This is a genomic window from Streptomyces ortus, from assembly GCF_026341275.1.
In the GTDB taxonomy this organism is placed as follows: Bacteria; Actinomycetota; Actinomycetes; order Streptomycetales; family Streptomycetaceae; genus Streptomyces; species Streptomyces ortus.
Genome location: NZ_JAIFZO010000002.1, coordinates 2,780,739 through 2,800,753 on the forward strand (window position 1 = coordinate 2,780,739; position 20,015 = coordinate 2,800,753).

20 protein-coding genes are annotated in these 20,015 nt (G+C 70.5%); 18 read left to right on the forward strand and 2 right to left on the reverse strand.

The annotated features are described in order from the left end of the window. Positions 1 to 36: 36 nt before the first annotated feature. Positions 37 to 699, forward strand: a complete 663-nt coding sequence (locus K3769_RS15505; RefSeq protein ID WP_267027019.1) for a hypothetical protein — start codon at positions 37 to 39, stop codon at positions 697 to 699. 73 nt (positions 700 to 772) lie between these two features. On the opposite strand, the gene K3769_RS15510 is transcribed toward K3769_RS15505, so the two are convergent. Beyond that, entirely contained in the window at positions 773 to 2,119 is a 1,347-nt protein-coding gene (locus tag K3769_RS15510) for a M14 family metallopeptidase (protein ID WP_267027020.1), read from the reverse strand. A 179-nt stretch (positions 2,120 to 2,298) separates the two neighbouring features. Between K3769_RS15510 and K3769_RS15515 the strand changes: the two genes are divergently transcribed. Continuing rightward, a complete protein-coding gene (locus K3769_RS15515; protein ID WP_267027021.1) occupies positions 2,299 to 3,702 on the forward strand; it encodes an Nramp family divalent metal transporter in 1,404 nt (467 codons plus the stop codon). A 107-nt stretch (positions 3,703 to 3,809) separates the two neighbouring features. Here the strand turns inward: K3769_RS15515 and K3769_RS15520 are convergent, their stop codons facing one another. Further along, entirely contained in the window at positions 3,810 to 5,498 is a 1,689-nt protein-coding gene (locus tag K3769_RS15520) for a chitinase (protein WP_267027022.1), read from the reverse strand. Between the two features lie 416 nt (positions 5,499 to 5,914). On the opposite strand from K3769_RS15520, the gene K3769_RS15525 reads away from it, so the two are divergent. From K3769_RS15525 to K3769_RS15600, 16 genes are all read left to right on the forward strand, one after another. Continuing rightward, the gene (locus tag K3769_RS15525; RefSeq protein ID WP_267027023.1) at positions 5,915 to 6,796 is read left to right on the forward strand and encodes a zinc ribbon domain-containing protein; all 882 of its coding nucleotides are present in this window, start codon (positions 5,915 to 5,917) and stop codon (positions 6,794 to 6,796) included. 114 nt (positions 6,797 to 6,910) lie between these two features. Next, complete coding sequence (cpaB, locus tag K3769_RS15530; RefSeq protein WP_267027024.1) at positions 6,911 to 7,624, forward strand: Flp pilus assembly protein CpaB; 714 nt, start codon at positions 6,911 to 6,913, stop codon at positions 7,622 to 7,624. Positions 7,625 to 7,677: 53 nt separating this feature from the next. Next, complete coding sequence (locus K3769_RS15535; protein WP_267027025.1) at positions 7,678 to 9,300, forward strand: CpaE/TadZ family protein; 1,623 nt, start codon at positions 7,678 to 7,680, stop codon at positions 9,298 to 9,300. Next, entirely contained in the window at positions 9,300 to 9,683 is a 384-nt protein-coding gene (locus K3769_RS15540; RefSeq protein ID WP_267027026.1) for a TadE/TadG family type IV pilus assembly protein, read from the forward strand. The genes K3769_RS15535 and K3769_RS15540 overlap by 1 nt, the downstream gene beginning before the upstream one ends. A 46-nt stretch (positions 9,684 to 9,729) precedes the next feature. Further along, the gene (locus K3769_RS15545; protein WP_248777596.1) at positions 9,730 to 11,070 is read left to right on the forward strand and encodes a TadA family conjugal transfer-associated ATPase; all 1,341 of its coding nucleotides are present in this window, start codon (positions 9,730 to 9,732) and stop codon (positions 11,068 to 11,070) included. Positions 11,071 to 11,182: 112 nt separating this feature from the next. Continuing rightward, complete coding sequence (locus K3769_RS15550; RefSeq protein WP_267031392.1) at positions 11,183 to 12,088, forward strand: type II secretion system F family protein; 906 nt, start codon at positions 11,183 to 11,185, stop codon at positions 12,086 to 12,088. A gap of 46 nt (positions 12,089 to 12,134) precedes the next feature. Further along, positions 12,135 to 13,025, forward strand: coding sequence for a DUF5936 domain-containing protein (locus K3769_RS15555; protein WP_267027027.1), 891 nt, complete (start codon positions 12,135 to 12,137; stop codon positions 13,023 to 13,025). Positions 13,026 to 13,134: 109 nt separating this feature from the next. Next, positions 13,135 to 14,490 carry a sensor histidine kinase gene (locus tag K3769_RS15560; RefSeq protein WP_267027028.1) on the forward strand — a complete coding sequence of 452 codons (1,356 nt, stop codon included), beginning with the start codon at positions 13,135 to 13,137 and terminating at the stop codon, positions 14,488 to 14,490. Continuing rightward, on the forward strand, positions 14,483 to 15,235 hold the full coding sequence (locus K3769_RS15565; protein ID WP_267027029.1) for a response regulator: 753 nt from the start codon (positions 14,483 to 14,485) through the stop codon (positions 15,233 to 15,235). Before K3769_RS15560 ends, K3769_RS15565 begins: the two co-directional genes overlap by 8 nt. Before the next feature lie 111 nt (positions 15,236 to 15,346). Further along, positions 15,347 to 15,583 (forward strand): hypothetical protein, encoded by a 237-nt coding sequence (locus K3769_RS15570; protein ID WP_267031760.1) that lies wholly within the window; start codon positions 15,347 to 15,349, stop codon positions 15,581 to 15,583. Continuing rightward, complete coding sequence (locus tag K3769_RS15575) at positions 15,580 to 16,185, forward strand: pilus assembly protein TadG-related protein (protein ID WP_267031393.1); 606 nt, start codon at positions 15,580 to 15,582, stop codon at positions 16,183 to 16,185. The genes K3769_RS15570 and K3769_RS15575 overlap by 4 nt, the downstream gene beginning before the upstream one ends. A 15-nt stretch (positions 16,186 to 16,200) precedes the next feature. Beyond that, entirely contained in the window at positions 16,201 to 16,794 is a 594-nt protein-coding gene (locus K3769_RS15580) for a hypothetical protein (protein ID WP_267027030.1), read from the forward strand. Further along, positions 16,791 to 17,420, forward strand: a complete 630-nt coding sequence (locus K3769_RS15585) for an OmpA family protein (RefSeq protein WP_372514949.1) — start codon at positions 16,791 to 16,793, stop codon at positions 17,418 to 17,420. The genes K3769_RS15580 and K3769_RS15585 overlap by 4 nt, the downstream gene beginning before the upstream one ends. A 125-nt stretch (positions 17,421 to 17,545) precedes the next feature. Then, positions 17,546 to 18,427 (forward strand): LLM class flavin-dependent oxidoreductase, encoded by an 882-nt coding sequence (locus K3769_RS15590; RefSeq protein WP_267027032.1) that lies wholly within the window; start codon positions 17,546 to 17,548, stop codon positions 18,425 to 18,427. A gap of 53 nt (positions 18,428 to 18,480) precedes the next feature. Beyond that, positions 18,481 to 19,008: a GNAT family N-acetyltransferase gene (locus tag K3769_RS15595; protein WP_267027033.1), complete on the forward strand. Its 528-nt coding sequence runs from the start codon at positions 18,481 to 18,483 to the stop codon at positions 19,006 to 19,008. 52 nt (positions 19,009 to 19,060) lie between these two features. After that, positions 19,061 to 19,825 carry a class I SAM-dependent methyltransferase gene (locus K3769_RS15600; protein ID WP_267027034.1) on the forward strand — a complete coding sequence of 255 codons (765 nt, stop codon included), beginning with the start codon at positions 19,061 to 19,063 and terminating at the stop codon, positions 19,823 to 19,825. The last annotated feature ends 190 nt before the right edge of the window (positions 19,826 to 20,015 follow it).

Here is a 20,015-nt window from a genome sequence, read left to right on the forward strand (position 1 = left end):
GTTCCTGGCACAGGATCGTCGACCATACTGCCCGCTGTGGAGCAGCGCATAGGACCCAACATCCAGCCCCTGCAAGGTGCCGCGGTCGACCCGGCGGCCGTGCCCGGCATCACGGGCCCGCGCCCCGCCGAGCCCGCCGCGAAGCCGAAGTCGTCGGACGCCGCCTCCTCCGGGACGACGTCCGACGACTCGGCGACGAAGCTGACGAAGGAGGAACAGGAACCCTCCACCACGGAGAGGCCGACCGAAGCGGCAAAGCCCGACGAGCCCGACGCGACCCCCGCCCCGGCCCCGGCCCCGGACGGCGCCCCGGTCTTCGAGGCCTCCGACCGCCGCGCGAAGGTCGTCGCCGACCACCGTGGCGTACGGCTGACCCTGGACGACCAGGAGGCCGAGTTCCGCTGGGACGAGATCGGCGCGGTCGAGACGGAGTCCCCGCGCTTCGGGAAGCGTTTCACCCTCACGGTGCACACGCCCGACCGCCGCTGGTACTTCCTGGAGATCGAGGCGAAGTCACGCTCGGACTTCAAGACGTGGGAGACGGACCTGGACAAGGTCCTGGACGCGTACTTCGAGGACGAATCCCAAGCAGACGGAACCGAAGCCGACGAAACGAAGGCCGAGGAACCCAAAGCTGACGAACCCGACGCGCAGGACCCCAAGCCGCAGGACCCCAAACCCAACAAAAGCGCCTCCTGAAAGCGCAAGGGCCCGCGCGCCCACCCCCGGACGCGCGGGCCCACCACCCCTCCTCAACTAGCCGTCTAGCCGCCTAACCGCAGTACTGCGATTCCTTCCCGATGGACCGGTACATGCAGTCGGCGTTCTCCAGCAACTGCAGCACGGCGTCCCGGTTCCGCGAGGTCTCCCGCTCGATGACCTCGTCGGGCGGATAGAACCCGCCCCCGCCACTGGACGACGGATACATCTCGAAGGTGTAGCTGAAGATCTTCTGGCTGCCCCACAGATAGTCGTCGATCGACCCGTCCGTGATGTAGAGGTCGCTCGACTGCTCCGGCGTATAGCCGTTACTGGCGGCCATCTTCTGCCCGACCGCGGCGAACGCGTTGCGGTCGTCCAACGTCATCCCGGTCGCGGTGTCCGCGGTGGTGTACCCGAAGGGCCACAGCACCAGCTGGCTGTACGTGTGGAAGTCCACGCCCGCCTTGATCTGCTGGGCGCCGCCGACGACCCGGCTGCGGACGAAGTCGGCGACGACCTTCACCTCGGGCGCGGACTCGGCCGAGGCGCCCCGGTAGGTCTCGGAGGAGGTGGACCCGGACGACCCGCCACAGCATCCCCACCGATAGTTCCAGTTGCGGTTGAGGTCGGTCCCGACCGCCGAACTACCACTGTTGGGCTGCCGATTCTTCCGCCAGGACCGATATGCCCCGGTGGCGATGTCGTACTCGCCGCCGTCCGGGTTGAGATCCGGCACGATCCAGATCTCCCGGTTGTTCACCATGTTCGTGACGCGGGAGTCCGACCCGTATCCGGCCCCCAGCTCCCGCAGCAGGTAGAGCGCCATCTCCACGGTGAGGTGCTCGCGCGCGTGCTGGTGGTGGGTGAACAGCACCTCGGGCTCGGACTCGTCGGTGGCGACGTTGTCGCTGATCTTGATGGCGATGATGTCCCGGCCCTGGTACGACTTCCCGATCACGCGCTTGCTCATGATGCTCGGATACGCGGCCAGCCGCTGGTTGATCTCCGTGTTCATCTCGGCGTAGTTGTGGTACCGCGAGTCGGCGGAGGGGAAGTCGAGGACACCGACGTCCGCGGCGCTCGACCGGTCGGGCGCGGCACCGAGGGAGGTGACCTCGTACCCCAGCCGCCGCAGTTCCTTCGCCTGGGAGGCGCGGCCCGAGACGACGACGGTCTCCTCGTCGGCCTCGTCGATCGACACCCCGGTGCGCGCGATCGCCGTACGAACGGCGGAGGTGCTGCCGTGCACATGGATCTCGTACTGGCGGATGTCGTCCGTGTCGGAAGCGGTCGCCTTGCCGGGGGCGGCTCCCGCGTCGGTCATGGCGGCGACGGGCGCCGCGAGAGCCAGCGCGAGGAGCGTGGCGAGAGCGGCGGAGCGCCGTCCGCGTCTGCCGTCCTTGGTCAGTAGTCGCATGTGTTCTCCTGTTTTCTCCAGGAAATCCGGGATCACCGGAAATGTGGGGATTGGAGCAGGGAGCTGTGCGGTGTGGCGCTCATCGTGGAGCCATGGCATGTTCTGGTCAAGGGTGGATCGGGTGCCGATCGGCGCACGCCCTCTTGTGCCGCGCACCTCTTTACGCTTTCTTGATCGGCATGGCGGACACCTCGGGACACGCGGACACCAAGGGCTCGGGCAGCACGGCGGGCCCCCCGGGAAACACGGCGGGAACGGAATCAGGGCCGTCCTCCCGTAAATCCAGTTGGAAGTACATCGGCCCCGGCATCGTGGTGGCCGCGACCGGCGTGGGCGCGGGGGACCTCGTCGCCACCCTGATCGCGGGCTCGAACTTCGGCTACACCCTCCTGTGGGCGGCCGTGATCGGCTGCCTGGTCAAGATCTCCCTCGCCGAGGCGGCGGGCCGCTGGCACCTGTCCACCGGCCGGACGCTCTTCGACGGCTGGGCGAGCCTGGGCCGCTGGACGTCCTGGTTCTTCGTCGTGTACGTCGTGATCTGGGGCTTCGTCTACGGGGCGGCGGCCATGTCCTCGTCGGGCCTGCCCCTGCAGGCGCTGTTCCCGGACGTCATGGACCTCAAGTGGTGGGCGATCCTGACCGGCCTGGTGGGCCTGGTCTTCGTCTGGTTCAACAAGTACGCGGTCTTCGAGAAGGTCATGACGGTCCTGGTGGGCGTCATGTTCGTCGTCACGGTCTATCTGGCGATCCGCGTCACCCCCCACCTGGGTGAGGCCTTCGCGGGCCTGCTGCCGGTCCTGCCCGACGAGAAGGACTCGATCCTCAACACGCTCGGCCTGATCGGCGGCGTCGGCGGCACGATCACGCTCGCCGCGTACGGCTACTGGGTCAACGCGAAGGGCTGGACGAACACGGGCTGGATGAAGGTGATGCGGCTCGACAACCGCGTCGCCTACATCACCACGGGCATCTTCGTCATCGCCATGCTCTTCGTGGGGGCGGAGCTCCTGCACTCCTCCAACGTCGCGATCGCGAGCGGGGACAAGGGCCTGATCCAGCTCGGCGACATCCTGGAGGACGAGTACGGCACGGCGACCGCCAAGTTCTTCCTCATCGGCTTCTTCGCCACGTCCTTCACCTCGCTCATCGGCGTCTGGCACGGCGTGAGCCTGATGTTCGCGGACTTCGTGGAACGCTTCCGCAAGGACAGGGCGGCGGCAAGAACCGCGAAAGCCAACGCGACCCGCGACACCACGACCCCCGCCTCCGCCGAGGAGGTGGCGTCAGGCGCCCACGAGAGGTCCTGGCCGTTCCGCGCGTACCTCCTCTGGCTGACCTTCCCGCCCATGGTCCTGCTCTTCCAGGGCCAGCCCTTCCGCCTGATCATCCTGTACGGGGTCCTGGGCGCGGCCTTCCTCCCCTTCCTGGCCCTCACCCTGGTCTGGCTCCTCAACTCCTCCCGCACGCCCCCCGAGTGGCGCAACGGACTCCTGAGCAACGCCATGCTGACGATCGCGGGCCTGCTCTTCGTGGTCCTGTGCGTGAAGCAGATCTGGGACCAACCCTGGAAAGACTTCTTTTAGAAAAAACCACAAAACAAAAACCACAAAAAAACGCCGCACCGGCGAACACACCGGTGCGGCGCAAAACAAAACGAATCCGGCAGCCCTACGGCAGCCCTACGGCAGCCCTACGGCAGCCCGTGCACGTGCGGCCCCACCGCGTTCGACCACGCATTGCCCGCCGTGGCATCCCAGTTCGTGGACCAGGTCATCGCACCGCGCAGGTCCGGATAGGTCCTGCTCGGCTTGAAGGAACCGCAGTTCGTGCCCTTGGCCAGGCAGTCCAGGGCGTTGTTCACGATGGACGGCGCGACATACCCGCTGCCCGCGCCCCGCGTCGACGCCGGCACGCCGAGCCCGACCTGGGACGGCGCGAGGCCGCCCTCCAGCTGGATGCAGGCGAGGGCGGTCAGGAAGTCCACCGAGCCCTGCGAGTACACCTTGCCGTCGCAGCCGAGCATCGAACCGCTGTTGTAGTACTGCATGTTGACGACCGTGAGGATGTCCTTGATGTTCAGGGCCGTCTGGAAGTACGTGTTCGACGTGGACTGCATGTCGATGGTCTGCGGCGCCATCGTGATGATCAGCGAAGATCCGGCCTTCGAGGACAACGACCGCAGCGCCTGCGTCATGTACGTGGCGTTGAGACCGTTCTCCAGGTCGATGTCGACGCCGTCGAAGCCGTACGTCTGCATCAGCGAGTAGACGGAGTTGGCGAAGTTCGTCGCCGAGGCGGAGTCGTTCACCGCGACCGTGCCGCGCTCGCCGCCGATCGAGATGATCACCTTCTTGCCCGCGGCCTTCTTGGCCTGGACGTCGGCCTTGAACTGGTCGACGGTGTAGCCGCCGAGCCCGGCCGAGTCGAGGTTGAAGGTCACGGCGCCCGGCGTCGACGTGGCGTCCGCGAAGGACACCGCGATGATGTCGTACTGGGACGGGACGTCGGAGATCTTCTGAACGGCCGCGCCGTTGTTGAAGTTCTGCCAGTAACCGGTCACGGCGTGCTTGGGCAGGTTGCCCCCGTTGCCCGAGGACGCCTTCGTGGTCCCGGTGACCGCGGTCGACTTCGCCGACTCACCGGCCGTGTTGGTCGCGGTGACCTGGAAGGAGTAGGCGGTGGAGGCGGCCAGCCCGGTGACGGTCGCCGAGGTGCCGGTCACCGCCGCGACCTTCGTACCGCTGCGGTAGACGTTGTAGCCGCTCGCGCCCGACACCGCGTTCCAGGCCAGCGAGACCGAGGAGGAGGTCGTGGAGGCCACGTTCAGGCCGGCCGGGGTCGCGGGGACCACCGGGTCGGGGTCACCGCCGCCGCCCCCGTCGGGTCCGAACACGGACACGTCGTCGGCGAAGTAGGCCGCCTGTCCGTACCAGCCGTGGGTGTAGACCGTCACGGACGTGGTGTTCGCGCCCGTCGTGAAGGACGTCGTCAGCTGCTTCCAGGACGAGGAGTCCGGCGTCCACGTCGACACGTCCGTCGTGCCCGTGCCGCTCGCGCCGAGGTACGCGTACCCGCCCTGCACCCAGGCGCTCAGCGTGTACGTCGAGTTGGCCTTCACCGCCACGGTCTGGCTGCAGCGGGCGTTGTCCTGCCCGGCCGGGGTGGCCTTCAGGGCCGCCGCACCGCCGTGCACGGGGGAGGAGACGGTGGCGCCGCTGGCCGCCGAGCAGGTCCAGTTGGAGAGCCCCGACTCGTAGCCGGCGTTCTTCGTGTTGTTGACGTCCGCGGCCGAGGCCTGGCCGGCGCCGGCCAGGGAGAGGGCGGACGCGGCGAGTACGGCGGCGAGGGCGCCGGCCCAGGTCCGTCTGCGTCTGGGCATGCCTGATACGCGGTCCACTGGGACCTCCGGTGGGGGAGTGGGGGAGCGGGAGGGAACGCAGGCCCTGTTGCACAGGCCCTGACACGGTGGCCACCGTCGCCTCCCCAAACTGGTCCAGACCAATGCGGTTGTCAAGACCTTCAGCGAGGCCAACGCCCCGACGGCGCGACGGAGTTGGCGTGCGTGCGGATCACTCTGTGTGGATCAAGTCGCACGTTGCGTGAAATGATCTCAAGGATCCGGTGTTGAGCGGCGCATGCCGTGGATAAGGTGCAGTTGCGGAAGGACGCCACAGTGGCAAGTTGTGTCCGTCCGTGAGGGATCGATGGCGACATTCACGACGACATTCAGGCGATACAGGGGCGATCTGGGACGCGGTTGACCACCTCGTCCCAGTGAACGGGGTGGTGTGCAGCGTGCCGACCGCGATAGCCGTCACCAGTTCCGACCTGGTGCTCCCGCCGCACGACCGGCAGACCCCGCCCGCCGTCGTCCAGCCCCTCGACAACCTCGAAGCCTCCCTCACGGCCATGCACGCGCTCATCGAGCAGCACGGCTACGTGATCGCGCTCCACCCGTCCTCCGCGCCGTCCGGCGTGATCCGGCGCCTGCACGCGGTGCGCTCCGTCCTGGAGAGCGACCGCATCGCCCTGCTCGCCCTCGACCTGCCGCCGCTCGGCCTCGCCCTGCTCGCCCAGCAGCTGCGCCAGCTCTCCGTCTGCGACTTCAGCCCCGGCGTGCTCGCCTCCTCCGCGCGGCTGCTCGCCCACTACATCTACTCGGGCGCCCTGCTGAACTCGGTCGCAAGGCTCGACCGGATCCCGGTCTCGCTCACCTCGCACGCCAAGTCCTGGGTGCCGGGCGCCCAGTTCGCCGTACTGGCCACGCCCCGGCCCCAGCTGGTGCGCGTCGGGCAGGGGGAGCTCACCGGGCCCGAGTTCGGGACGCGGATGCTGGTCGCGGCCGGGCAGCTGCCCACCGACTGGCTCACCGGGACGCTCGCCCCCGCCTGGCACGTACAGGGGGTCGCGACCGTGCCGCTGCCCGCCGAGTCGGCCCGCTGGTGGGGGACGGGCAAGGTCGCCGAGTTCGCCGCGGGCCTCTACGACGTGTCCGTGCTCTACCAACTGGTGTCGTCCGTACGGCGCGAGGAATGCCACTGGTGCGGTCTCGAACTCATCGGGGACCGCTGCGGTTTCTGTGGCGCGCCGTTGCCGCCACCCTCGTCGAACGAGCTTCCGAAGGCCGCCGCGCGGGCAGCCTCTTCGGTACGCGCCCTGCCCCGAGGGGTTACGTGAGCCCCGCGTGTCCGGCCCGCACACCTGAACAACGCCCGATGCCCCGCAGCACAAGCCCAGCACCACCCGTGCACACCCCTTGAACTCGGCATTGTCCCCACGAGGTGAGATGTAGTGAACTCGCGCCAGCGCCGCGGCGTCATCCTGCTGGTCCTCTCGGTCCTGTGCGCCGTGGGCGCCTTCGCCGGAGTGCTCTCGGTGATCCGCGACGTGAACTCGAAGGTCGGCCCCGAGGTCGCGGCATACCGCCTGAAGGATGACATCGCGCCCTACAAGGAGCTGTCGGCCGACCAGTTCGAGAAGGTCTCGATGCCCGAGCGGTGGCTGTCGTCCACCGCGGTCACCCGCCTCTCGCAGGTCCGCGGCAAGATCGCCGTCACGCAGCTGAAGAAGGGCTCGCTGCTCCAGACGGACATGATCGTCGACCGGCCCGCCCTCCAGGCAGGGCAGCAGGAGATCGCGATCCTGATCGACGCGGCGACCGGGGTGGCGGGCAAGATCAACCCGGGCTCGCGGGTCAACATCTACGCCACGTTCAAGGACGAGAGCGACAACGGCAAGGACCAGTCGAAGGTCATCGTGCAGAACGCCCGCGTCATCGACGTCGGCAAACTGACCGCGCTCGAACCCGGCCAGTCCAGCAACGACCGCCGCCGCACCGCGAGCGAGGCCGTTCCCATCACGTTCGCCCTCGACACCGCCGACGCCCAGCGCGTCGCGTACGCCGAGTCGTTCGCCGAACACGTCCGCCTCGCCCTGATCGCGGGCGGCGCCGACGCCACCGTCGCCCCCGGCGACCGCTCGTACACCCTCGACGAGGACAAGTAGGAGGCCGTGATGCGCGCAGCCCTCACGAAGGCGTCCCACGCGGGGACCCGCCGATGACCATCCGCATCCTGCCCGCCGTCGGCGACATCGACTCGGCCCGCGCCCTCAGCACCCTCCTGAGCCAGCTCGCCGACGCCGAACCCGCCGCGCCGGTCCCGGACACCACGGCCCTGCTGGACACCCTGGCCCGGCTGGCCGCCGAGTCCCTCGACGAGCTGCCCGAGGTCGTGCTGGTCCACGAGCGGATCGGCCCGGTCCCCGCGCTCGACGTCATCCGCGACGTGGTCATGCGCTTCCCGGCCGTCGGCGTCGTCCTCATCACCGCCGACGCCAGCACCGGCGTCCTGACCGCCGCCATGGACTCCGGCGCGCGCGGCATCATCGGCCTGCCGCTCGGCTACGACGCCCTCGCCGAACGCGTCCAGGCCGCCGCCGCCTGGTCCACCGGCATGCGCCGCCACCTGGGCAGCGCCACCCCCGAGCTGTACACGGGACCGGGCGGCTCGATCGTCACGGTGACCGGCGCGAAGGGCGGCGTCGGCGCGACCGTCACCGCCGTCCAGCTCGCGCTGGCCGCCCAGGCCTCGGGCCGCTCGGTCGCCCTGCTCGACCTGGACCTCCAGTCCGGCGACGTGGCCTCGTACCTGGACGTGCAGTTCCGCCGTTCCATCGCCGACCTCGCCGCGATCAGCGACATCAACCCGCGTGTCCTCCAGGACGCCGTCTACGCCCACGACACCGGGCTCGGCCTGCTCCTGGCCCCCGCCGAGGGCGAACGCGGCGAGGAGATCACCGACCGGGTCGCCCGGCAGGTGCTGGCCGCCCTGCGCGCCCGCTACGACCTCGTGATCGTCGACTGCGGCGCCCAGCTGAACGCCGCGAACGCCGCCGCCGTCGAACTCGCCGACCAGGCCCTGCTCCTGGTCACCCCCGACGTCGTCGCCGTCCGCGCCGCCAAACGCATGGTCCGCATGTGGGACCGCCTCCAGATCCGCAAGGCCGAGGAGACCCGCTCGGTCGTCAACCGCTTCGCCCGCGGTACGGAGATACAGCCGTCCCTGGTCGAACGCGTCACCGGCACCAAGGTCGTCCGCACCACGGTCCCCGCCGCCTTCAAGGAACTCCAGTCCGTCGTGGACGCGGGCCGTATGCAGGACCTGGACGCCCGCTCGACGGTCAAGCAGGCCCTGTGGGCGCTGGCGGGCGAGCTGGGCCTGATGGCCGAGCAGCCCGCGGGCGGCGGTGGCGGCCGGCGCCGCAAGACCTCCCCGGACAAGGACAGGGGCTCCCTCTCCCTGCGCCGCAAGGGCGGCGACCGGGGCGCGGTCACCCTCGAATTCGCCGGCATGTTCCCGATCCTGCTGGTCGTGATGACGATCCTGTGGCAGTGCGCGCTGTACGGCTACACCTACTCCCTCGCCGGGAACGCGGCGGACGAGGCGGCACGGGCCGCGACCGCCGCGTACGCGATCGACGGGGATGTCGGCGGCGCCTGCAGCTCCGCCGGAGGGGAGCACCTGCCCGGTGCCTGGGACGGCGCCGGCATCGACTGCACCGTGGCGGGACCGGTCATGAAGGCGACGGTCACCGCCCAGGTGCCGCTGTTCTTCCCGGGCTTCGACGCGGGCTGGACGGTCGAGGGCACGGCCGGGGCCGCGTTGGAGGGGGACGACTGATGAAGCGTCTCGCGCAGCGTCTGCGACGGCGGTTACGGGACCGGGGCGGCCGGGACGACCGGGGCGTCTCCATGCTGGAGTTCGCCGGATTCCTGCCGATCCTGCTGCTCGTCGGGATGGCCGCCATCCAGCTCGGCCTGATCGGGTACGGCATCAACCAGGCCGGTTCGGCGGCGCGGGCCGCTGCACGGGCCGCCTCGCAGGGCGACGACGGGGGAGCCGCGGGGACGGCGTCGGTGAGCGGCTGGCTCAATCCGAGCGTGTCGGCCGACGAGGGCGACGACCTCACGACCGCGACGGTCACGCTCCAGGTTCCCGCCGTCATCCCCCTCCTGCCGAGTGTGACGGTGGAACGCCACGCCACGATGCCCACCGACGACTGACCGCACGACCGACCGAGTTGCCCGCCGACCGAGAGGAGTTGAAGACATGAGCCTGCGAGCCCGTATCGCCGCCCCCGAAGAGGGCGGCGCCGGCCGCGAGGACGGACACCTCGTCGCCGTCTACCGTGCCAAGCTGCTGGAGGAGATCGATCTCGCGGAGATGTCGAGCCTCGCGGCCGCCGAACGGCGCATCCGCCTGGAGCGCGTCCTCGGGCACATCATCAGCCGCGAGGGCCCGGTTCTGTCGACCACCGAGCGCTCCCAGCTGATCCGCAGGGTCGTGGACGAGGCCCTGGGCCTGGGCGTCCTCGAACCCCTCCTCGCCGACGCGTCGATCACCGAGATCATGGTCAACGGCCCGGACTCCATCTTCGTGGAACGCGCCGGACGCGTGGAACAGCTCCCGCTCCGCTTCGCCTCGAACGAGCAGCTGATGCAGACCATCGAGCGCATCGTCTCCACCGTCAACCGCCGCGTGGACGAGTCGAACCCGATGGTCGACGCCCGCCTCCCCACCGGAGAGCGCGTCAACGTCATCATCCCGCCGCTCGCCCTCACCGGCCCCACCCTCACCATCCGCCGCTTCCCCCGCGCGTACACGCTCCCCGAACTCATCGGCCTCGGCTCGCTCGACGAGCAGATGCTGATGCTGCTCGCGGCGTTCGTCCGCGCCCGCTTCAACGTCATCGTCAGCGGCGGTACGGGCTCGGGCAAGACCACGCTCCTGAACGCGCTCTCCGGACTCGTCCCGTCCCACGAGCGCATCATCACCATCGAGGACTCCGCGGAACTGCAGCTCCAGCAGGAGCATGTGATCCGCCTGGAATCACGTCCCCCGAACGTGGAGGGCAAGGGCCAGATCACCATCCGCGACCTGGTCCGCAACTCCCTGCGCATGCGCCCCGACCGCATCATCGTCGGTGAGGTCCGCGGCGGCGAGACGCTCGACATGCTCCAGGCCATGTCGACGGGCCACGACGGCTCCCTCGCGACCGTCCACTCGAACTCCGCCGAGGACGCCCTGATGCGGCTGCAGACCCTCGGCTCGATGTCCGAGGTGCAGATCCCGTTCGAGGCGCTCAAGGACCAGATCAACTCCGCGGTCGACGTCGTCGTCCAGCTCACCCGGCACGCCGACGGCTCCCGCAAGGTCACCGAGATCGCGCTGCTGGTCTCGCACGGCCGCGAACAGTTCCGCATCGTGCCCGTCACCCGGTTCGTCCCGCGCCCCACCGGCCCCGACCGGGTCGTCCACGGCCACTTCGAACACCTCCCGCTGCCCCGCTCGGTCGCGGAGAAGCTGTACGTCGCCAACGAGCCGCTGCCGCCCGCCTTCGGGGTGGCGGAGGCGATCGACGTCCTCAACACCCGGCAGGCGATCGGATGACATCCACCGCAGCCCCCGGAACCCCCGCAGCCGTCACCGTCACCGCCGTCGCAGCCCCGGCCGAGAGGAGCGAGCCGTGAACAACGCGGTCCCGCTCGCCCTCGGCGCCACCATGCTGTGCGGCACGCTGGCCGTCGCGGGCGTGCACACGTACGCGTCCGGCCGCGCCCAGCGCCAGGCCCTCGTCGACCGCCTCTCCGGCGGCGGCCCCCTGCGCACCGCCGCCGGCCGCGCCCGCCGCTTCGCCGCCGTCGACCGCAGGCTGCGCCGCACCCGCCTCGGCCGCACGATCCACCTGCGCCTGTCGGCGACGGGACTGGATCTGACGGCGGGGGAGTTCTTCACGTACGTCGCCGCCGTGGTCGTCGCGCTGTGGCTGATCGCGGCGGCGGCCCTGGCCCCCTTCTTCGGCCCCATCGCGGGCGTGGTCGGCGTCTGGAGCGCCGCGATCTTCCTCAACTGGCAGCGCCAGAAACGCATCGAGGCCTTCATCAACCAGCTCCCGGACGTGGCCCGCCTGCTGGCCAACGCGGCGGCGGCGGGCCTCGCCCTGCGCACCGCCCTGGCGATGGCGGCGGAGGAACTGGAGGCACCGGCGGGGGAGGAGCTGGCCCGGGTCGCGGACCAGCTGACCCTGGGCCGCTCGGTCGACGACGCCCTCGGTGAACTGGCCGAACGCCTCCCGTCACGCGAACTCGTCGTCCTCGTCACCACCCTGGTCCTGTCCAACAAGGCGGGCGGCACGGTCGTCAACTCCCTGCGCAACCTCACCAAGACCCTGGAGGACCGCAAGGAGACCCGCCGCGAGGTCCGCACGATGCTCTCCGAGGTCAACGCGACGGCATTCACCGTGCCCCTCCTCGGCCTCGGCTCCCTCGTCCTCATCAACTCCTCGAACGAGGGCGCCCTGGCCAAGGTGACCGGCTCCCCACTGGGCCAGACCCTGGTGCTGATCGCCATGGGCCTCTACACGATCGGCTTCTTCGTGATCCGCCGCCTCGGCAAGATCGAAGTATGAGGAGGGGACGAAGGATGAGGAGTGGACGGACGAGGAGGGGACCAGGATGACCGCTCTGCTGCTCGCCGCGCTGATGGGACTGGCCGTCGGAGGCTTCCTCCTCGGCATCCGCATGTACCGCGCCGAGGCCAAGCTCCCCGGCGACATGGCCCTCGCGCTGGAGGTCGGTGGCACCCGCGTCTCCAAGGCGGACTCGGCGGTCGACCGCCTCGGCATGCGCTTCGCCCCGCTCGTCCTGCGCCTGATGGGCCCCCGCCGCGTCGACGCCAAACGCCGCCGCATCGACATGGCGGGCAACCCCGGCGGCCTGACCCTGAACCGCTACGCGGCCCGCCGCGCCGTGTACGGGATCTTCGGCGCCCTGCTCTTCCTGATCTTTTTCTCCAACGGCCGGCCCCTCTTCGCCCTGCTGGCCCTGGCGTTCGGCCTGCTGGCCGCCGACGCGCTGATCTGGCAGGCGATCCGCGACCGCAAGGAGGTCATCGACCGCACCCTGCCCGACTTCCTGGACGTCCTGGCGGTCGTGGTCTCGGCGGGCCTCGGCTTCCGCCAGGCCCTGGAGCGGGTCGCGGACCACTACGAGGGCCCCTGGGCGGACGAGCTGCGCATCACCCTGCGCCAGATGGACATGGGCGTCAGCCGCCGCCAGGCCTTCGACGAGCTGCGCAGGCGCAACTCCTCCGAGCAGGTCGCCCAGTTCGTCTCGGCGCTCCAGCAGGGCGAGGAGCTGGGCTCCCCGATCGCGGACACCCTGATCCAGCTCGCCACCGACATGCGCCGCACCGACGCGCAGAACTCCCGCCGCCGGGCGGCGAAGACGATCCCCAAGGCGACGATGGTCACGCTGGTCTTCATGCTCCCGGCCACGATGATCCTGATCGCCACCGGCATGTTCCTGGGCTCCGGCACGAACTTCGGCTCGATCCTGGGACGCTGAGATGGCGGCCGGTTGGACACGCGTGCGCGGGACGGCGCTGCGCCGGGCACGTCGCCATGGGCGGGCCCAGCCCCGAGGCACCCGCATCCATACCCGCACCCGCGCCCGCATGCGTACCCGGCGAACCCCCCTCCTCACCGGCGGCACCGGCTACTTCGCCGACGACGCGGCAGCGCCCGGCAGCATCCGCCTCCAGCTCAACGCCCTGCAGGCCCTCTGCCGGCAGGCCTTCGCGATCCGCCTGGCCCTGATCGCGATTGGCGCCCCCTTCGCGACGGCGAACGCCACAGACGGCTTCCCCCGCCACGCCGTCCTCACCGCCGCGGTCCTCGGCGTGATGGGCTCGTACGCCATGCTCAGGGACTGGGACAGATGCGCCCCCCAGCTCCTGGCCCACCCGACCCTGATGGCGGTGGACCTGTTCTCCGGCGCGGTACTCCTGCTGACGGCGTCCCCCGCGTCCCCCCTCGCGTACGCGGCGGTCTGCACCCCGCTCCTGTCGGGCCTGCTGTACGGCTGGCGCGGCTCCGGAGTCTTCACGGGACTGCAGCTCGTCGTCCTGCTCACTGTGTTCAGGGCGTGGGAACACCGTCCGGGCGCCGGCGCGAGCACGCTCCTGATCGCGGGTTTCTGCGTCGCGGCGGGCGTCATCGGGGTCACCCTGCGCAACCTGATGTTCCGCTTCGGCACGGCAGGCCAGGCCCTCGCGGAGGCGAACTCCCGCCTGGCGGTGGCGGAGGCCGTCGAGTCCGAACGCGCCCGCCTGGCCAGGGAGATGCACGACTCCGTGGCGAAGACCCTGCACGGCCTCGCCCTGTCGGCGGAGGCGCTGGCCGTGGCGGCGGACAGCGGGACGGACTCCCGGACCCTCAAGTCCCAGGCGACCGCGGTGGCGGGAGCGGCACGCCGGGCGGCGACGGAATCCAGAGAACTCCTGTCTGACCTGCGGGCTCACACGGCGATGTCCACCCCGCCGACGGACGTGGTGACGGAACTGGCATCGAGGGTCGGGGACTTCACCGCCCGTACGGGCATAGAGGCCACCTTCACCCACCTGCCGACCCCGACCCCGACCCTGGCCCTGGCCACCCCGACACCCACCCTCCCCCCATCTGCGCCCCGCCAACTCCTGGCGATCGCCTCGGAGGCGCTGGAGAACGCCCACCGTCACGCGAACGCGACGCACGTACGAGTGACGCTGGAGTGCTCGCGGTCCGCCCTGCGCCTGACGGTGCGGGACGACGGCGCGGGCACGGCCGTATCCCTGGACGACGTGGACGCCCTGGCGAATACCGGCCATTTCGGCCTGCTCGGCATGCTGGAACGGGCGGCGTCGGTGGCCGCGGAGCTCCGGCTGCACAGCACCGCACCCGGAGGCACGGAGGTCACACTGACCGTCCCCCTCGCCTCCACCGTCCCCGAACCTCCCGCACACTCTCCTCAAGAGGAGGCCGCACATGCCTGACCAGGCACTTCCCGGCCCGCTCCTGCGCGTGCTGGTGGCCGACGACAATCCGGTGGTCCGGGCCGGTCTCACGGCCCTGCTGAACGCCCACCCCGACATCCGGGTCGTGACCCAGGCGTCGAACGGCGAGGAGGCGATCACCGCCGCGACCCGCCACCGCCCGGACGTGATCCTCCTGGACGTACGGATGCCCGGCACCGACGGCCTGACCGCCCTTCCCCCGCTGGCCCGGCTCGCTCCGGTGATGATGCTGACGTACAGCCGTGAACCCGAGGTGGTGGCCGGGGCGTTGCGCCGGGGCGCGGCCGGCTATCTGGTGCACGGCGAGTTCACCGCGGACGAACTGATCACAGCGGTACGCAACCTGCGTGACGGGCTGCCGGCCTTCACCGCGTCGGCCGTCGCTGTCTCGGATTCGCTCGGTGCTTCGTACGAACCGAACCAAAGCACTTCGCAGCTGCAATCGGTTGTGGCACAGTCGTGGAGGGCTCGCCCCGCCTACGCGACGGGACTCCACCGCCGCGGCCACAACCGCCTGTACCACGACCTGAGTTCACGGGAGGTGGAGGTCATGGATCTCATCGCGGCCGGCATGAGCAACCAGCAGATCGCCGCCACGTGCTTCATCAGCGAGAAGACGGTGAAGAATCACATCAACCGCATCTTCGCGAAGCTGCACAGTTCCTCGCGCAGCGAAGCGATCGCCTGCTGGCTGGGTACGGCCCACGGGGGGGGGAACCGTTGACTCCGACCGGAAGAAGTTGGGCCCCTGGACCCACCCGCAGTAGGCGGATTCTCACGTACGGTGCGCGGGACGGTAGTGGTTTTGGGCGGGAGGGAAGGGGACGTGATGGTGATGAACTGGAAGCTGAGGGCGGCAGTGGGCGTGGAGCAGGCGTTGACGGCCTGGGCGCGGACCGTCTCCGCCCGGATGCACGGCCGGGACCGGGACGCGGGGGCGGGGTTCGTCGAGTACGCAGGCCTGATGATCCTCATCGCCGGAATCTTCACGCTGATCGACGGGCTCGGCCTGGACGGACAGATCTCAGGAGCGATCGGCGACGCGGTCGCGGATGTCGTCGGAGGTGGCTGACCCGACCCGGCTTCCGCAGTGACCGAGGGTCGACACTCCCCATCTCCATCTGGCTTACGGGGATTCTGCTGTTCGCCGCGTTCGCCTTCTTCGCGTTCGCCCAGGCGGCGTCCGCCCGGAACGGAGCACAGTCCGCGGCGGACGCCGCCGCGTTGGCTGCGGCACAGGACTCCAGGGACGAGCTGATCGAAGGCCTGGGGGGAGCCATCGGCACGGAGGACGACTGGCTGGACTGGCTGGACGGTGATGGATTCGACGGCGCCGGTGCCGCGGCCGCGGCCGGTGAACTGGCCGCCGAGAACGACGCGACCGTAACGGGATTCGGCATTTATACGGCGGCCGGTTACCCCGGATACCAGGTGGAGATCCAGACCAACTACACGGTCGGGGACTCCATCATTCCGGGCACGGAGGGCATGCAGGCGAACGCCGATGCCGCAGCCGTCATCAAGCCTCGCTGCGACTTCGACGTACCCGACGATCCGAAAGACGTCGTCGAACTGGATTGTGACGGCGAACCTGTGGAAATCGACCCCGAAGATTTCGATTTGGACGACCTTCCCGACGCGTCCGTGCTGTTCTCTGTGCAACTGGCCGAGTGAAAGGAAGCCGTACCGATGAACATTCGGCGCACCAAGAAGGGCCGCACGGTACTGACCGCCGTGGCGATCACGACTGGGCTGGTCCTCACGGTGGCCGGCTGCGGGGGAAGTGGGGACGACGACAAGCCCGACAAGGCCACGTCATCGTCAGCGTCCGGCAGGAGCAACGACGGCGGCAAGGACGAGGAGTCGAAGGCACCGGCGGAGAACCAGGTGCTCGCGGAGTCTAAGCAGGGGGACATCTCGCTCGCCATCACGTCGGCAGTGCGTGACGAGGGAGGCTTCCTGACCGTGTCCGGCACTGTCACCAACAACGGTTCAAGGCTGTTCGTGGCCGCGGACTGGCGCGGCGACGAGAACGAGTTGCGACAGAACGCCTCCTCCGTCGCCGGCGCGAGCCTGGTCGACCAGACGGGTAAGAAGAAATACCTCATCCTCCGCGACACTGAAGGCCGGTGCCTCTGCACGCGCTTTGTCGGCGGCGTGAAGTCGGGGGAAACGGCCGAGTGGTACGCCCAGTTCCCCGCCCCACCCGAAGACACCACCAAGGTCTCCTTCCAGGTCGGGTCGATGCCCCCCGCCTCCGTAGAGATCTCCGAGGGCGAATGACCATGCCCCTCACCCTCCGCACCGCGTCGATCACCCTCACCGCCCTCACGACCCTCGTCTTCATGACGCCGCTGACCTCGGCCCACGCCGACGACGAGGACCCGAGCGAGCCGCCCGGCAGCGTCACCACGTCCCAGCCCCCCGAGGTCGACGCGAACAGCCCGGGACTGAAGCTGGCCGACGGCGCCACGCTCGCCGCCGCGCGGGTGCTCGACATCAAGTCGGTCGTCGAGGACCTCGGCGGGGAGGAACGGCGCGAGGACACGAACGAGAACGTGACGTTCGCGCTCCAGGCGGAGGTCCTCTTCCCGAAGGACAGCTCGAAGCTCAACCCGGAGGCCAGCGCCCGCATCGCGGCGATCGCGACCGAGATCAAGTCCCAGAACGCCACGAACGTCCGCGTCTTCGGCTTCACGGACAACCTCGGCTCGTACGCCCACGGCCTCACCCTCTCCAAGCGGCGGGCGGAGGTCGTCCACGAGGAACTGGCCTCGAACCTCGGCGGACTGAACGTCACCTTCGTGGTCCGCGGCTACAGCGAGGACTACCCGATCGCCGACAACACCTCGGAACAGGGCCGCCGCAAGAACCGCCGAGTGGAGGTCACGTTCCCGAAGGAGGGGTGAGGGCGCGTCGCGCCGGCCAGGTGCTGGGGGAGCGCCGGCTCATCGTCGCCGTCCACGGCGAGGGCACCTTCGGAGTGATCCGGTGAACGGGTTGAAGGCCGTCCCGACCGGGGCAGGAACAACGCATGACCACACTCGGTGCTGTCTTTCGGCCTCAACTGCCCCCGGAGCGACTGCGTGACCTGGCCCGTGCCGCGGACGACGCCGGGCTGGAGGAGCTCTGGCTCTGGGAGGACTGCTTCCTCGAAGGCGGCATCTCCGCGGCGGCCGCGGCCCTCGCGTGGACCGACCGGCTCCGCGTGGGCGTCGGCCTCCTCCCCGTGCCGCTGCGCAACGTGGCCGTCACCGCCATGGAGGCCGCCACCCTGCACCGGCTCTTCCCGGGGCGGCCCGTCCTCGGCGTCGGACACGGCGTGCAGGACTGGATGGGCCAGGTCGGGGCCCGCGCCGAGTCGCCGATGACGCTCCTGCGCGAGTACCTCACGGCCCTGCGCGCACTGCTCGCCGGCGAACGCGTCTCCACCGAGGGCCGGTACGTGAAGCTCGACGCCGTCGCCCTCGACTGGCCTCCGCCGGCGCCGGTGCCGATCCTCGCCGGTGCCACCGGGCCCCGTTCCCTCAAGCTCTCGGGGGAAGCCGCGGACGGCACCATCCTCACCGCCAACACCTCGCCCGAGGGGGTGCGGGAAGCCCGCCGGCTCATCGACGAGGGGCGCGCGTCGGCCTCCCGTACCGGCGCCGACACCCCGCACACCGTCGTCGTCTACCTCCTCACCGCCACCGGGCCCGATGCCGCCGCCCGCCTCCAGGCCGAGCAGCGTGCCGAGGGCGTGGCGTCGGTACCGGACCTGGGTGTCGCCGGGGACGCCGCCGACGTCGCCAAGGCGGTGCGGCGCCTCACGGACGCCGGCGCCGACACCGTCATCCTCCAGCCCACCGCCGACGAGCCGGACCCCGAGGGCTTCGTCCGCTTCACCGCCGAGGAGGTACGCCCCCTCGTCCCCTGAGTCCGGAAGTCCGCCGTCCCGATTGTCAGTGGCCGGTGCCAGACTGCCCCGGCATGAGCGACGACGCGCACGCACAGCCCGCCCCGACCACCGCACGCGTACGGCTGCGTCCTGTACGGGACACCGACCTGCCGGCCTTCTTCGCGTACGAGCAGGACCCCGAGGCGACCCGGCGGTCACGGTTCCCCGCCCGGTCCCGCGAGCGCTTCATGACGCACTGGAGGACCCGCATCCTCGGCGACCCCACCGTCCGCGCCCGGACGGTCGACGTGGACGACGCCCCGGCCGGCAACATCGTCGCCTGGTGGGAGGCGGACGAGGCCACGCGCGAGGACCGGCGCTTCACCGGCTACTGGCTCGGCCGCCCCTACTGGGGCAGGGGCATCGGCACCGAGGCCCTCGGCCTCTTCCTCCGCGAGGAGGGAGTCCGCCCCCTGTACGCCGACCCCTTCCCCGGGAACACCGCCTCGGTCCGCCTCCTGGAACGGCACGGCTTCCGCCCCGCGGGCACGGTCCGGCACGGCGACGACGTCCACACCCTCCTCGTACTCGACGCGGCCCCGGCCCCCGCTCCGGGGTAGCCCGGCAGTAAATCCGTCGCGCCCCGCACGCCCCTCCTGCCACCATCGCCCGATGAGGTCCTTCCCTGAGCTCGTCGCCGAGGCCGAGGCCGTCCCCACCGACGGGTGGGACTTCTCGTGGTTCGAGGGGCGGGCCACCGAGGAACGTCCCGCCTGGGGCTACGCGCGAGCCATGGCGGAGCGGCTGGCCCACGCGGACGCCGCTCTCGACATCCAGACCGGCGGCGGCGAAGTGCTGGCCTCCGCGCGGAAGCTGCCGAGGCTCACCGTCGCCACCGAGGGCTGGGCCCCGAACGTCGCCAAGGCCACCGCCCTGCTCCATCCGCTCGGCGCGGTCGTCGTCGCCGCGCCGGAGGACGCCCCGCTGCCGTTCGGCGACCACGCCTTCGACCTCGTCGTGAGCCGGCACCCGGTGACGCCGCACTGGACGGAGATCGCCCGCGTCCTCCGGCCGGGTGGCACGTACTTCGCCCAGCACGTGGGCCCCGGCAGCGCCTTCGAGATCATCGAGTACTTCCTCGGCCCGCAGCCGGCAGCCGCGTGCGGCGACCGCCATCCCGACCGCGAGCGCGCCGCCGCCGAGGCCGCCGGCCTGCGGATCGTCGACCTGCGGACGGCGCGGTTGCGGATGGAGTTCCACGACATCGGGGCCGTCGTGCACTTCCTGCGGAAGGTGGTGTGGATGGTGCCCGGCTTCACCGTCGACCGGTACCGGGCCCGACTCGTGCGCCTGCACGAGCGGATCGAGGCGCGGGGCCCGTTCGTCGCCCACAGCACCCGCCACCTCATCGAGGCCCGCCGCCCACCCGCCGCCTGACGGCCGCCGCCCACCCGCCGCCTGACCGTCGGCCGCCGCCCCCTGGCTGCCGCCCGTCCGCTGCCTGACTGCCAGCTGCCGCCCGCCTGCTGTCTCACCGCCGCCAACCTTCGCCGCCTGACGCCTGACGCCTGACGCCTGACGCCTGACGCCTGATCGCCGGCCGCCTGACCGCCGCCCCCTACCCGCC